This window comes from Corallococcus sp. RDP092CA (assembly GCF_041903675.1).
Classification (GTDB): domain Bacteria; phylum Myxococcota; class Myxococcia; order Myxococcales; family Myxococcaceae; genus Corallococcus.
The window spans coordinates 396923-411134 of sequence record NZ_JAYESI010000002.1; the positions used below are offsets into that span (position 1 = coordinate 396923).

A 14212-nucleotide genomic window follows, 5' to 3' on the forward strand; every position below is an offset into this window, starting at 1 on the left:
CATGGGGCGCCCGGGATTGCCCGCCTCTACTTGCGCAGGTTCAGGTACTGGTCCATCAGCTTCCGGGCCTGGGCGAGCTTCGCCTCCACGAACCGGTCGTCCTCGTCCGGCTCCGGGGGCGGGGCGGGGTGCGACGGGGCCTCCACCGGCTTGCCGTCCGCCCCGAAGTCCACCGCGGCCGCCAGCAGGTTGCGGGCCGCGCTGCCGCTGAAGAGGCGGGCCACCGCCGTCGTCTCCACGTCCAGCCAGCGCGCGGCCTGGCGCAGGACGTCCAGGTACTCCCCCTCCATGGCGCGGGGCGGGCGGCTGGGCGCGGCCATGCAGACGCGCGCGTAGCTGTGCTCCCGGTCCACGTACATGCCCATGGAGCGGTCGCGGAAGTCCCGGGAGAGCGCCTGCGTCATGGCGTCCACGTGCTCCTCGGGGGAGGGCACCTTGCCGGACGTCTTGCCGGAGACGAGGGGAATCTCCGCCACGTGCCAGCCGCTGTCGGCCAGCGCCTCCGGGCGGGGCTCCACCCACTTCACCTCGGGGGGAGGCAGGTCCAGCCCCTCACACACGCCCTTGAGCGTCTGACGCAGGGCGGTGAGGTTTCCTTCGACGTCGGAGAGGAAGAGGACGAGTCGGCGCTGCTGGGACACGGGGGCTCCTTGAGTGGCCCCGTGAAAGCCTCGGCGTTACCTCCGAATTTCCGGAACGCGCCACGCCCGCCTGCCCTCCGGGCGACGGGGGGCGAGCGGGCGCGGCCGGGACTTCTTCTACAGCGGGATGTTGCCGTGCTTGCGCGGCGGGTTCTCCTGCCGCTTGTCCTTGAGCATCTCCAGCGCGCGGATGACCTTGGCGCGGGTCTCCTCGGGACGGATGACCTCGTCGATGTAGCCCAGCTCCGCCGCCTTGAACGGGTTGGCGAACTTCTCGCGGTAGTCGTCCGTGAGCTTCTTGCGCTCGGCGTTGGCGTCCTGGGCCTTCAGGAGCTCGTTGCGGAAGATGATGTTCACCGCCCCCTCGGGGCCCATCACGGCGATCTCCGCGGTGGGGTAGGCGTAGTTGATGTCCGCGCGGATGTGCTTGGACGCCATGACGTCGTACGCGCCGCCGTAGGCCTTGCGGGTGATGAGGGTGATCTTGGGGACGGTGGCCTCCGCGTACGCGTAGAGCAGCTTGGCGCCGTGGGTGATGATGCCGCCCCACTCCTGGTCGGTGCCGGGGAGGAAGCCGGGCACGTCCACCAGGGTGAGCAGGGGGATGTTGAAGCAGTCGCAGAAGCGCACGAAGCGCGCGGCCTTCACGCTGGCGTCGATGTCCAGGCAGCCGGCGAGCACCGCGGGCTGGTTGGCGACGATGCCCACGCTCTTGCCGTTCATGCGCGCGAAGCCGACGACGATGTTCTTCGCGAAGTGCTCCTGCACCTCGAAGAAGTGCTTCGAGTCGACGATGGCGCGGATGATCTCCTTGATGTCGTAGGGCTTGTTCGGGTTCGCCGGGACGATGGTCTTCAGCGACTCCTCGGCGCGGAACGGGTCGTCGTCACACGGCTGCGCGGGCGGGTCCTCCTGGTTGTTGGAGGGCAGGTACGAGAGCAGCTCGCGCGTCATGGCGATGGCGGCCTGCTCGTTCTCCGCGGCGAAGTGGGCCACGCCGGACTTCTGGTTGTGCGTGAGCGCGCCGCCCAGGGCCTCCTTGGAGACCTCCTCGTGCGTCACCGTCTTGATGACGTCCGGGCCGGTGATGAACATGTACGACGTGTCCTTCACCATCATGATGAAGTCCGTGATGGCGGGCGAGTACACCGCGCCGCCCGCGCACGGGCCCAGGATGAGGGAGATCTGGGGGACGACGCCGGACGCCAGCGTGTTGCGCAGGAAGATGTCCGCGTAGCCGGCGAGGCTCTCCACGCCCTCCTGGATGCGCGCGCCGCCGGAGTCGTTGAGCCCGATGACGGGCGCGCCCACGCGGGTGGCCAGGTCCATGATCTTGCAGATCTTCTGGGCGTAGGCGCCGGAGAGCGAGCCGCCGAAGACGGTGAAGTCCTGGGCGAAGACGAAGACCTGGCGGCCCTCCACGGTGCCGTAGCCGGTGACGACGCCGTCGCCGAGGATCTTCTTGTCGCCCATGCCGAAGTCGTGGCTGCGGTGGGTGACGAACTTGTCCAGCTCGCTGAAGGAGCCGGGGTCGAGGAGCAGGTCGATGCGCTCGCGGGCCGTGAGCTTGCCGGCCTCGTGCTGCTTGGCGATGCGGTCGGCGCCGCCGCCCTGCTCGGCCTGCTGCTCCATCTGCTGGAGCCGTGCGCGCAAGGGATCGTTCTCGGGGGTCGTGGCCATGGGGCCGCGCTCTAACACGATTGGCGGGCGGTGGCAGCGCTTCCCTTGTCCCTGGAGGGGTGGGCGGCCCTCCGAGCCGGGGGTGCGCGGGGCGGGGACGGGACGGAAGTTCAGGATTTCCGACACCGCTTCTTCTTCGCGGGGAAGGCGGGCAGGGAGGCTGGCGATGCGTGAGAGGCCGGGGGCGCTGCGGGTGGGGTCGTTCCGGGGGGTCCCCATCCGGGTCCACTTCTCCCTGTTGATAGCGCTGCCGCTCCTGGCGTTGTCCTTTGGCGGGGCGCTCCAGCGGGCGGCGGAGACGGCGGACGTGCCGTCGGGCGCGCTGGGGGGGCACCCGTGGGCGTGGGGGCTGGCGGTGGCGGTGGGGCTGTTCGTGTCGGTGCTGCTGCACGAGATGGCGCACACCTTCTATGCGCTGCGGCATGGCGGCGAGGTGCACGGCATCACGCTGATGATCGTCGGGGGCGTGTCGGAGCTCGCGGAGGCGCCCAAGCGGCCCCGGGACGAGGCGCTGATGGCGCTGGTGGGGCCGCTGACGAGCCTGGGGCTGGCGGTGTTCCTGGGCGCGCTGACGTGGGTCGTGCACGGCCTGGGGATGTTCCAGGTGCAGTTCGCGCTCTTCACGCTGGCGATGCTCAACGCGCTGTTGGGGGCCTTCAACCTGCTGCCGGCGTTCCCCATGGATGGGGGGCGCATCGTGCGCGCGGCGCTGACGCCCCGGCTGGGGCTGGTGCGGGCGACGCAGGTGGCGGCGTGGCTGGGGCGGCTGTTCGCGGTGGCGTTCGGCGTGTGGGGCCTGGTGACGCTGAACCCGTTCACGCTGGTGGTGGCGTTCTTCGTGTTGATGGGCGCGGAAGGGGAGTCGCGGCAGGTGCGGATGAAGGCGCTGCTGGAGCGGGTGAAGGTGGAGGCGCTGATGACGCCCCGGATGGTGGGGGTGGACCTGGACCTGTCCGTGCAGGACGCGCACTGGGCGCTGCGGCGCGAGCACGCGAGCACGCTGCCGGTGACGAGCGCGGGGCGGCCGGTGGGGCGGGTGACGTGGGCGGCGGTGCAGGCGGTGCCGGAGGCGCAGCGCGCCAGCTACATGGTGCGCGACGCGATGGAGGACGGGGTGGTGGCGGAGCTCGCCGAGGACGGCTGGACGGTGCTCCGGAGGATGTCGGACGCGCGCGTGCCCATGGCCGCGGTGGTGGACGAGGAGGGGCTGCTCGCGGGGACGTTGGACTGGAACGACCTCCAGCGGGGGCTGGCGCGCGCGGAGGAGGCGGAGCGCCAGCGGTCGCGGACGGGGTGGCCCCGGGAGCGGACGGCGTAGGGGGGCGGTTCCGCGTTCCAGGTCGTCGCAGTAGAGCGCGTCGAAAGGAATCCCGAGCACGGGACCCAGCCTGCTCAGCGCGGCTTCGACATCCGGTTCCCTGACGCCGTACTCATCAAACGTCTTGGCTGTCGTTCCAGGCCTCGCTCCGCTCTCCTACGGCAGCGACCAGTTCATCTGGAAGCGGTGCGCGCCGTTGGGGGCGCTGTCCAGCCAGCCGGTGATGCTGTCGCTCTTCGCGAGCAGGGGGCCCAGCTCCGTGCTCGCTCCGAAGAGCGCGGCCAGGCGCTCGTCGCCCATCACGTCCATCAGCGACACCTGGGACAGACCGCGCGCCAGCTTCTTTGGATCCAACGTGAACTCCACCGCGCGCTTCAGCGGCCCGCCCTTCTCCGGCAGCGACGCCAGCACCGCCTGCGTCACCGTGGAGTCGTTGCCGAACACCAGCTGCTTGCCCTTGAGCCGCACGTAGACGCTGCCGCCCCTGGCCTCCATCGCGTAGCCGTCCTCCAGCGCCCTGGCCCCCGGGAACTTCGCCAGCGGCGCCAGCGCCGCCTTCGCCGCCGCCGGGTCCGTCACCTCCGCCGCCAGCGCCTGCTTCGCCGCGAAGAAGCGCACCTCCGGCTTGCGCAGCGAGCCGCGCACCGCCACCGAGTCCACGCCGAGCAACACCTGCCCCGTCAGCTGCTTCGCCAGCGCGTCCGTCACCCCCTTCACGTCCGCCGCCGGACACGCGGGACACACCGTCCGCACCGCGTCCGCCACGGACTCCACCGCCTGCGCCACGCCCGTCGGCGCCACCTGGGCCCTCGCGAAGAGCAGGCCCGTGGGAGACATGGCGCCGTAGGGGCTCGTGCCCCTGGCCAGGAAGGGCGGCAGCGGCAGCTTCGTGGTCGTGCCCTCCACCTTCAGCCCCTTCGCCGTGCCATCCAGCGCCAGCACGCCGTCCTTCGTGGACACGTACAGCACCCCCGGCACCGTGGCCATCCTCGCGTCCGCGGCCGGCGCCTTCAGCGCCACCAGCTTCGCGGCCTCCTTGCGGAGCGCTTCGTCCGAGTCCGTGCTCAGGAAGGCACACGCCTCCTGCCCCTTGAGGACGTAGCCCCCGAAGCCCCCCGCGGCGCCCGGCGCTCGCAGCGTCGTCACGCCCTTCACCGTGCCCCCCTTCACGTCGCCGTTGCGCGCGAGCACGTTCGCGGTCGCTTCCTGGAACACCTTCGCGTCCTTCACCCGCGTGCACGCGATGCGGCCGTCCTGCCGCATGGACACGGTCAGCGGCCCCGCCGCGTCGATGCCCAGCGCCTCCATCGCCTCCGGCTTCCCCAGGTCCAACGGCAGCAGGGGGTGCAGCTCACCGCGCCACGCCTCCGGGTTCAGCAGCTGCGAGGACGCCCCGGCTCGCGTCAGGAACGCGTTCAGCCCCTGCGCCTGGTCCAGCTGGGGAATGTGGAGGACCGTCACCGTCGAGGCGGCGACGCGAGGCGCGGGTGCGGCCGCCAGCGCGGCGGCAAGAGCGAGTGCGAGCATGCCCCCACCTGAGAGCGCTCCACCGCCCCTGTCAAGGCACTCCCACCGGGGACGCCCGTCGCCAACGTCCTCGGGACGTCCCGCTCGCGCTACTTCGGCAGCCGGCCCGCGCGGGCCCACGCCATCATCCGCTTCGCCAGCTCCTCCGCGTCACGGCGCAGGCAGGCCAGCTGCAACACCTCGTCGTCCGTGTGCGCGAGCGCCATGCGCACCCGCAGGCCGTCCACGAACCGCAGCACCTGCTCGATGCTGAGCGCCCCCGGGTCCTCCAGCGCCCCCGCGAACCCCGCCACCTCCGCCTCCGCCGTGAAGCCCTCCGCCAGCAGCGCCGCCGCCAGCGCGGACCGCGCCACCCGGTGCTCGCGCGCCCGCGCCCCCTGCCGCTGACGACGCCACGGCTGCGCCTTCCACCGCGCTCCCCCGTCCTCCCCTTGCCCCCGCCCGCCCTGCGTCTGCGCTTCCATCGTTCGCATCTCCGTGCCCCCTCTTCCTTCGAGACCCGGGCCTATCGACCTGGGCCCATCCACGGGCGTGACTGGCATCCCCCCTCCCATCCACAAGCAGGACTCATGGATGAAGGGCTTTTCCGGAAAGACGCTTTCCACCTGCTTTCTTGCCCATCCCTCGGGGATGCTCGAACTGTCATGCACGGTCACTCCTGGCAGGTGGGAAAAGCCTCTCGCCGGCGCCGGTCTCTCCGCCGGCGAGAGGTCACCGGGAGGCCCGGTGTCTTGCTGCCTTGAAGGATTGTCGTGAGGCGGTAGTCGTGGTGCGGGGCCCGCGGGAGGAGGCAGGTGTTCAGGTGGGGACAGTGTGCGGCCCCCCGGACGGATGGGATTGAACCTTCTATCTATTGCATCGTTCTGGGTCCGGTCCCGGGGGACAGCGGTGGTCGACCGCGTTCTTGTCGGGACCGTCACGGCCTTCCGGGGGGAAGCCATGCCGAACCTGCTCGACCTGCCGCGTCAGGCATTGATGGACCTGCGTTCGCGTCTCAGCCACCTGCCGCTCGTGTCCCAGTTGCACCGTCGGCACTCGCCCAACAGCCTGGCCCTGTCCAGCCCGGCGCCGCAGGACTCGGTGCTGGCGGATCCGCAACGCGTGGAGGTGTGGCGGCGCGCCGTGGAGCGCTACGTGCGCCCCAACCAGGTGGTGGTGGACGTGAAGGCCGGCACCGGCCTGCGCACCTTCCTCGCCGCGCACCAGCACCCGCGCAAGCTGTACTCCGTGGATGACTCGCGCCTGCTGGACACCACGCAGTGGGTGGCCCGCCGCAACGGCCTGGAGCGCATCGCCTTCGTGCGCGAGCCCACCTGGCAGTTCCAGCCGCCGGAGAAGGCGGACGTGCTGCTGCACGAGCTGCTGGGAGATTCGCTGCTCGACGCGGGGCTCGTGCCCCGGATGCTGGACCTGCGCACGCGCCTGCTCAAGCCCGGCGGCCGCATCCTCCCCAACCGCTTCGAGGTCTTCGTGGAGCCCGTGCAGCTTCGCGAGGAGGCCTGCGTCCCCTTCATCTGGACGCAGCACCTGCCCCACGTGGACTTCCGCTGCCTCCAGTCGCTGCGCGAGGCGATGAGCCCGTCGTACTTCACGCGGCTGGTGCGCTCCTACGAGGTGGACCACCTGCTGTGCGAGCCGGAGCCCGCGTTCGGGTTCGACCTGGAGACGATGCGGGCGGAGGGGCTGCCCTCGCGCGTGCGCATCCAGCGGCCGGTGGAGGAGGACGGGCGGGTGGATGGCTTCTGCCTCTTCTACCGGGTCGCCTTCGACGCGGAGCTGGCCTACGACGTGTCCCCCATGCGCGAGCGCAACACCACGGCGATGACGCTCCTGCGCGTGGAGCCGCGCGAGTTCAGCCGCTACGACACGCTGGAGTTCGAGCTGGAGCTGCCCAACCCGTCCGACCCGCGCACCTGGCGGTGGCAGTTCACCTGACGGCAGTGCTGGAGGCCGGAGTGATGCCCGGTGGACAGGCTTCCTGTCTCCGGGTGTCGCCGCGGGTGGGCGCACTGCCTAGCTTGCACCGCGCATGCGACCGTTCCGACTCCTCGTCCTGTTCCTCCTCTGGGGTGCCGCGCTGCCCGCCGCGGCCCAGGCTCCGCGCACCGTGGCGGGCGTGTGCGGCCGCACCAACTGGGTCTGCGTGTCGGAGTGCATCGACGCGGAGTGCGTCGACAGGTGCCTGCGCGAGGGCTGCGAGGACGCGCTCAAGCGGCTGAAGTCCTGCACGAGCAAGGCGGCCTGCGCGCCGGACGACACGGCGTGCGCGGCGAAGTCGTGCGGGCTCACCTGTGAGCGCTCCTTCGAGCCCGCGCCCAGGAGCCCGGAGAAGCTGGTGACGAGCCCGTGCGAGGGCGACAAGGCGCCGAAGGGCACGGCGGTCCCCAAGGAGCTGGTGGGCACGTGGGTGCTGTCCGCGGCGAGCATCCCGGACACGGACCAGCCGGGGGAGGAGGAGCGCATCGACGTGCAGCCCCGGTCCGACTACGCGCGGGCGCTCCAGGTGACGCCCTCCGGTTGCTTCGTGCTGCGGACGACGCTGGATGACGCGACGCTCGGGCGTGGCAGCACGCTGGATGTCCGCGCGTGGGGACAGCTGGAGGTGAAGGACAAGCAGCACCTGACGCTGCGCACGCAGGACGGTCAGGCGGTGGGCCCGGTGTGTGGCAAGGAGCGCGTGGTGCCGCTGTCCAAGGGCCGCTTCAAGGGGGGCGACTTCACGTATGCCATCGAGGAGAAGGACTCGCTCATCCTCACGGTGCCGGGCGCCACGCGGCAGACGTTCCAGTTCGAGCGCGAGAAGGCCGAGGCGCCGGAGCCGCCGCCGAAGCCCTGAGGAGGGCCTTGCCCCCACCGGGGTGCGCGGGTGAGAAGGGCGCCATGGCAGGCCGCGAGCGGATGGCGAGCATGGACGCGGCGTGGCTCCAGATGGAGGAGCCCGCGAACCTGATGATGATCACCGCGGTGCTGTGGTTCGACGGCGCCGTGGACCTGGAGCGGCTGCGCGAGGTGGTGCGGGAGCGGCTGGTGGAGCGCTACCCGCGCTTCCGGCAGCGGGTGGTGCCCGGCCCCCTGGGCGCGCCGTACTGGGAGGACGCGCCGGACTTCGACGTGGACGCGCATCTGTCCACGCTGCGCGTGCCGGAGTCCGTGGGGCGCGTGGGGTTGGAGGCGCTCGTGGGGGACTGGCTGGGCGTGCCCCTGGAGCGCTCCCGCCCGTTGTGGCACTTCCAACTGGTGCGCGGCGCGCAGGGCGGGGACGTGCTGCTCGCGCGGCTGCACCACTGCATCGCGGACGGTATCGCGCTCGCGCGGGTGCTGCTGTCCCTCACGGATCCGGTGGAGGCAGGCGCTGGGGCGGTGCGTGCCGCCGGGATGGAGGCGGACTCCGACGTGTCGCGCGCCGCCGTGGTGGGGGCGGATTCCGATGCATCACGTGCCTCCGCGTTGGAAGCGGAGGCGGATGCGGCGCGAACCGCCGCGGTGGACTCAGACGTCGATGCAGCGCAGTCCGCCGTGCCGGAAGCGGAGGCGGATGCATCGCGAGCCGCGTTGGGCGCGGAGGCGGATGCGGCGCGCGCCGTCGAGCCGGGGACGGAGGCCGCGTGGCCGCGTGAGCGCATGGCCGCGCAAGGCAGACAGGATGCCCGGACGGAGGGCCCCGACGCGGTGACGCCCTCCGAGGATTCACGACGGCCGAGCGCCTCGCGCTGGTGGAGGCTGGCCCGGGGCGCCCGCTCGGCGCTGCACAGGGGCGCGGAGCTGGTGCGCGAGCCCATCCTCGCGGGCGACCTCGTGCGCCAGGGCGCGAAGGGCGCGGCGGCGCTGGGCAAGCTGCTCGCGCTGCCTCCCGACCCCCGGTCTCCCCTCCGGGGGCCGCTGGGCACCCGGAAGCTCGCCGCGTGGTCGGCGCCCATTCCCCTGGAACGGGTGAAGGCCGTGGGCCGGGCCCTGGGCGGCACGGTGAACGATGTGCTGCTCACCGTGGTGACGGGCGCGCTGCGGCGCTACCTAGCCTCACACGACGCTCCACTGGAGGACGTGCACTCGCTGGTTCCCGTGAACCTGCGGCCCCTGAATGCGCCCGTGCCTCGCGAGCTGGGAAACCGCTTCGGCGTGGTGTTCCTCCGGCTCCCCGTGCACCTGGCCGAGCCGCGCCGCCGGCTCCGGGAGGTGGCGAAGCGGATGGAGGCCCTCAAGCGCTCACCGGAGGCCGTGGTGACGTCCGGCGCCCTGGAGCTGCTGGGCCACGCGCCCGCCGCGCTGGAGCGCGCCTTCGTGGACGTGATGGGCACCAAGGCTTCGCTCGTCACCACCAACGTGCCGGGGCCGCGCCAGCCGGTGTCGCTCGCGGGCAGCCGGCTGGCCGGGCTCACGTTCTGGGTCCCCCAGGCCGGCCACGTGGGCCTGGGGATCAGCCTCTTCAGCTACGCGGGGCAGGTGACCGTGGGCGTGGCCTCGGATGGGGCGCGCGTGCCCGACCCGGGGGCCCTCGTCGCCGCGTTCCAGGAGGAGCTGGACGCGCTGGCGACGCCGGCCCCTTGAGCCCTACTTCGCGAAGAGCTTGTGCGGGTCGTACCTGCCGCGCACTTCGTTCAGCTTCGCGCGGATGGCCTCCGGCCACGCGGTGTCGAAGTGCGCCGCGTCGCGGACCCTGCCCATGAAGTTGATGGTCATCTCCGACGACAGCCAGGGCTTCAGCTCCGCGCGCAGGCCCTCCAGCGCGCCGGGCAGCACCGTCTCGAACAGCGGCGGATGCATGCCCACCAGCCCGACGAGGAAGTCGCCGCCGCGGCCACCCACCGCCGAGCCGCCCGCCACGTCGTTCCGGCACGCGCCGCCCAGGTGTCGCACCTCCAGCATGAAGAACGGCGTCCGCGCGCCCGCGCCCACCTGGCGCAGCACCGCGGTCGCGAGGTCCTGATCCACGTGCGTCAGCATCAGCCCGCTGGTCCACACGGGGCTGGGCCTCTCCGGATCATTGTGGATGCGCGCAATCTGCGACGCGGGCAGCTCGCCCAGCATGTCCATGTCCACGGGCGCCAGCGCCCGCAGGGGCGCCGCCAGCTGCTCGCCCTCGCTGGGGGTGCCCGGGTACGCGAAGCGCAGGTTGAGCACCGTGCGCCCGCGCAGCGGGGGCGGGATGAAGTCGAACGGCGGGAAGCGCATGACGGCGATGCTCGTGGTCACGCGCGCGTCCGCCTCCGCCGTCCACTTCACCCAGCCGCGCAGCACGGCCTCGATGTGCTCCTCCGCGAAGAAGAGGCTGCCCGCGTAGAGCGAGCGCAGCTCCACCAGCTTCAGCTTCACCTCCGTCACGATGCCGAAGCCGCTCTTGCCGCCGCGCAGGCCCCAGAACAGGTCCGGGTGCTGGTCCTCGCTCGCCACCACCGTCTCCCCGTCACAGGTGACCAGCGTGTAGCCGACGACATAGTCAGAGCTGACGCCGTGGCTGCGCACCAGCGGCCCCAGGCCGCCGCCCAGCAGGTAGCCCACCACGCCCACGTTCGTGGACGAGCCGGCGATGGGCGCCAGGCCGTGCTTCGCCGCCTCCTCGACGACCGGCGCCCAGCGCGCGCCCGCGCCGATGGTGGCGATGCGCGTCGCCGGGTCGATGCGCACGTGGTCCAGCGCCTTCGTGGAGAGGAGCACGCCGGAGGTGATGGGCGCGTCCGTCCCGTGCCCCGTGGCCTGCACGGAGAGGGGCAGGTGGTTCTCCCGCGCGAAGCGGATGGCCTCCGCCACGTCCTGCGTGGACTTCACCGCCACCACGTACCGCGGCGAGTGGGTGACCCCGGCGTTGAAGCCCGCGCACTCCGGGGCATAGCCCGCGTCATCGGGCGTGTAGACAGGACCGCTCACGCGGCCAGCGAGGGACTGGATCATGGGGCGTTGCTCCTTCGTGTCAGCCAATGGCGCGAGGCGCAGCATAGACCTGGAAGTCGGGCCGCACACGCAAGCACCTGGTGACGACCCGGCCCGGGCGCGAGTGCTCCGTCCCACCTCCACACCCCTACAGCAGGCCGTGCTCCTCCAGCTTGTTGTAGAGCGTGCGCCGGCTCACCCCGAGCAGCCGCGCCGCCAGCGTGCGGTTGTCCCCCGCGCGCTTCAGCGCCTCCACCAGCGCCTCCTTCTCCACGTCCTTGCGACGTGACTCCAGCGTGACGGAGTCGGACGGCGACGGAGGCGCGGGCGCGGCGGCAGGCGGCGGCGCGAGCCCCGGCTGGCGGGAGAGCTCGCGCGCCACGTCCTCTCCGGTGAGCACGGGCCCGTCGGAGAGCACCACCAGGCGCTCGAGGAAGTTCTGGAGCTGGCGCACGTTGCCGGGCCACGGCTGGGCCTGGAGCGCCCGCAGGCCGTCCTCGCTCAAGGTGAAGGGCGGCCGGCCGTGGGGCCTCGCGTGCACGTCCAGGAAGTGGCGGGCGAGCAGCGCGATGTCCTCCGGCCGCTCGCGCAGCGTGGGCAGCCAGAGGGGCACCACGTTGAGCCGGTAGAAGAGGTCCTCGCGGAAGGTGCCCCGGCGCACGCCGTCCTCCAGCGACTGGTGCGTGGCCGCGACGAAGCGCACGTCCACCTTCACCGTCTGGGTTCCGCCCAGCCGTTCGAACTCGCGCTCCTGGAGCACGCGCAAGAGCTTCACCTGCACGGCGGGGGACACGTCGCCGATCTCGTCGAGGAACAGCGTGCCGCCGTGCGCCAGCTCCACGCGGCCGGGCTTGCGCGCCGCCGCGCCGGTGAAGGCGCCCTTCTCGTAGCCGAACAGCTCGCTCTCCAGCAGCGTGTCCGGGAGCGCCGCGCAGTGCAGCTTCACGAACGGCCCCGCGCGCCGGGGGCTGCCCTCGTGCAGGGCCCGCGCGGCCAGCTCCTTGCCCGTGCCGGACTCGCCTCGCAGCAGCACCGTGGCGGTGCCCTGCGCGGCCTTCGCCAGCAGGGCCTTCACCTCCGTCATCGCGCGGCTCTGCCCCATGAGCAGGGGGGCCAGCCCGCCCGCCGCCTTGCCCGTGACGCGCGCGGGCTCCGGGTCCTGGCTCGCGTGGAGCAGCGCCTTCTTCAGCGTGAAGAGGAGCTCCTCGCGGTCGAAGGGCTTGAGCACGAAGTCCGCCGCGCCCGCCTTCATCGCCTCCACCGCGAGCGGCACCGTGCCGTGCGCGGTCATCAGCAGCACGGGGACGTCCGGCCAGCCGCGCCCCACCTCCGCGAGCAGCTCCATGCCGCTCATGCCCGGCATGCGCACGTCGCTCAGCACCACGTCGATGGGCCGGCGCGCGAGCTGCGCCAGGGCGTCCTTCGCGCTGGAGGCCGGATGCGGGGTGAGGCCCGCCTGGGTGAGCAGCGCGCCCAGCACCTTGAGCAGCGCGGGATCATCGTCGACCACCAGGACGTGGCCCTTCAGTGCGTCGCTCACGCGGCTTCTCCCTTGGATGCCGGGGGCTGGGAGGCAGGTGCCGCCGGCAGGCGCAGGCGGAGGATGGTGCCATGGCCCTCGGCGCTCGTCAGGGACGCGGTGCCGCCGTGCGCCTCCGCCACGCGCCGCACGAAGGCCAGCCCCAGGCCGCTGCCCGTCGCCTTGGTGGTGAAGAAGTCGTCGAAGGCCCGCTCGCGCGTGCGCGCGTCCATGCCGCTGCCGGTGTCCTGCACCTCCACCACCACCGCGTCGCCGTCTGGCTGCGTGCGCACGGTGAGGGTGCCGCCCTCGGGCATGGCCTCGAAGGCGTTGCGCACCAGGTTCTCCAGCGCGTTGGCGAGCAGGTCCTCGTCCCCCGCGCACTCCGGCAGGCCGGGCGCGAGCTGCTTCTGGAGCACCACCGCGCCCGGCGTCGCGAAGGCCTGGAGCGACAGCACGCCCTCCGCCAGGCGGTTCAGGTCCAACGGCCGCCGCAGCGGTTCGACTCGGGCGAGGCGCTGGTACGTGCCCGCCACGCGGTCCAGGCGCTCCACCTGCTCCAGCAGCAGGTCCAGGAAGTCCCCGTGCGCGTCCCACGAGTGGCCGCGCGCGTGCTCCTCCTTGAGGTACTGCGCGGCGCCCTTGAGCGCGGCGATGGGGTTCTTCAGGTCGTGCGCCATCTGCGCGGAGAAGCGCCCCAGCGTGGCGAGCTGCTCCAGGCGCTCGCGCTGGGTGACGAACGCGGTGACCCCCCGCCGCGCCGCCGTGAGCAGCGCGAAGGTGATGGCGGTGGTGCCCACGACGAGCGCCCCGGACTCGGCGGCGAAGACGCGGAAGAGGGTGAGATACGCGAGCACGCCCACCAGCGCGAGCACCCCGGCGTGCACCGCCGCGCTCGTGGCCCGCGCGTCCTTGCCGAAGAGCTGGAAGCGCAAGGAGGCGGTGGCCATCACCGGCAGACCCAGCAGCGTGCCCATGCTGCCCAGCCTCGGCACGGGCAGGGCCATGTCCGCCGCCAGGTCCGTGAGGAGCAGCGCGACGAGCAGCGTGAGCCCCAGCAGCACCAGGCCCGTTCGCGCCCGCTCGTCCTGCGAGCCGGCGCGGCGCAGGTGGCGCGTGAGCAGCACGAAGCCCGTGGTGAGGATGGGGATGACGCCCACCGCGACGGCGAGCCCGAAGCCGAAGGTGTTGATGCGCTCCTCCAGCGCGGGCACGCCCATGGCGATGAGCATGGTGAGCGCGAGCGCGCCCATCACCGCGTAGGTGCCGTACAGGACCTGGGCGGAGCGGCGGCGACGGCCCACGAACGCGAGGATGAAGTGCACCGCGCACGGCAGCGTCATCAGCGCCGCGGTGAAGCCCATCAGCCGCCACCCGGAGTCCCCCGTGCGCGCCAGCCCGAAGGCGGAGAAGTTCCAGGACGACAGCGCGATGGACAGCAGCGACAGCGGCAGCGCGAGGGGACTCTTCCCCACGCGGGCGAGCGCGATGCCGGCGAGGGCGAGCTGCCCCGCGCACGCCAGCAGGCTGAGCCACATGGCGCCCGTCATCGCGCGCCTCCGGGGCCCAGCCCTGCGCGAGCGAGCTGGATGCCGGCGAGGGTGCGAGGCCCCGCGCACGCCAGCAGGCTGAGCCACATGGCGCCCGTCATCGCGCGCCCTC

11 protein-coding genes are annotated in these 14212 nt (G+C 72.4%); 4 read left to right on the plus strand and 7 right to left on the minus strand.

Going from position 1 to position 14212, the window contains the following annotated elements:
- Positions 1 to 26: 26 nt before the first annotated feature.
- Positions 27 to 641, minus strand: coding sequence for a hypothetical protein (locus U8525_RS03910; protein WP_374261346.1), 615 nt, complete (start codon positions 639 to 641; stop codon positions 27 to 29).
- Positions 642 to 758: 117 nt separating this feature from the next.
- Positions 759 to 2321, minus strand: coding sequence for an acyl-CoA carboxylase subunit beta (locus tag U8525_RS03915; protein WP_374261348.1), 1563 nt, complete (start codon positions 2319 to 2321; stop codon positions 759 to 761).
- Positions 2322 to 2487: 166 nt separating this feature from the next.
- Here U8525_RS03915 and U8525_RS03920 point away from each other — a divergent pair, with 166 nt between their 5' ends.
- Positions 2488 to 3639, plus strand: coding sequence for a site-2 protease family protein (locus tag U8525_RS03920; protein WP_374261350.1), 1152 nt, complete (start codon positions 2488 to 2490; stop codon positions 3637 to 3639).
- A 156-nt stretch (positions 3640 to 3795) separates the two neighbouring features.
- Here the strand turns inward: U8525_RS03920 and U8525_RS03925 are convergent, their stop codons facing one another.
- Positions 3796 to 5166: a hypothetical protein gene (locus tag U8525_RS03925; protein WP_374261352.1), complete on the minus strand. Its 1371-nt coding sequence runs from the start codon at positions 5164 to 5166 to the stop codon at positions 3796 to 3798.
- 89 nt (positions 5167 to 5255) lie between these two features.
- Positions 5256 to 5639, minus strand: coding sequence for a hypothetical protein (locus U8525_RS03930; RefSeq protein ID WP_374261354.1), 384 nt, complete (start codon positions 5637 to 5639; stop codon positions 5256 to 5258).
- 466 nt (positions 5640 to 6105) lie between these two features.
- Here U8525_RS03930 and U8525_RS03935 point away from each other — a divergent pair, with 466 nt between their 5' ends.
- From U8525_RS03935 to U8525_RS03945, 3 genes are all read left to right on the plus strand, one after another.
- On the plus strand, positions 6106 to 7101 hold the full coding sequence (locus U8525_RS03935; protein WP_374261356.1) for a class I SAM-dependent methyltransferase: 996 nt from the start codon (positions 6106 to 6108) through the stop codon (positions 7099 to 7101).
- A gap of 94 nt (positions 7102 to 7195) precedes the next feature.
- Positions 7196 to 8002: a hypothetical protein gene (locus U8525_RS03940; RefSeq protein ID WP_374261358.1), complete on the plus strand. Its 807-nt coding sequence runs from the start codon at positions 7196 to 7198 to the stop codon at positions 8000 to 8002.
- A 44-nt stretch (positions 8003 to 8046) separates the two neighbouring features.
- Positions 8047 to 9711, plus strand: a complete 1665-nt coding sequence (locus U8525_RS03945) for a WS/DGAT domain-containing protein (protein WP_374261360.1) — start codon at positions 8047 to 8049, stop codon at positions 9709 to 9711.
- Positions 9712 to 9714: 3 nt separating this feature from the next.
- Here U8525_RS03945 and U8525_RS03950 read toward each other — a convergent pair whose 3' ends face one another.
- The 3 genes from U8525_RS03950 to U8525_RS03960 form a co-directional block, all read right to left on the minus strand.
- Complete coding sequence (locus tag U8525_RS03950; RefSeq protein WP_374261362.1) at positions 9715 to 11052, minus strand: FAD-binding oxidoreductase; 1338 nt, start codon at positions 11050 to 11052, stop codon at positions 9715 to 9717.
- A 127-nt stretch (positions 11053 to 11179) separates the two neighbouring features.
- On the minus strand, positions 11180 to 12571 hold the full coding sequence (locus U8525_RS03955) for a sigma-54-dependent transcriptional regulator (protein ID WP_374261364.1): 1392 nt from the start codon (positions 12569 to 12571) through the stop codon (positions 11180 to 11182).
- Positions 12568 to 14100, minus strand: a complete 1533-nt coding sequence (locus tag U8525_RS03960; protein ID WP_374261366.1) for a nitrogen regulation protein NR(II) — start codon at positions 14098 to 14100, stop codon at positions 12568 to 12570. Before U8525_RS03960 ends, U8525_RS03955 begins: the two co-directional genes overlap by 4 nt.
- Positions 14101 to 14212 lie beyond the last annotated feature (112 nt).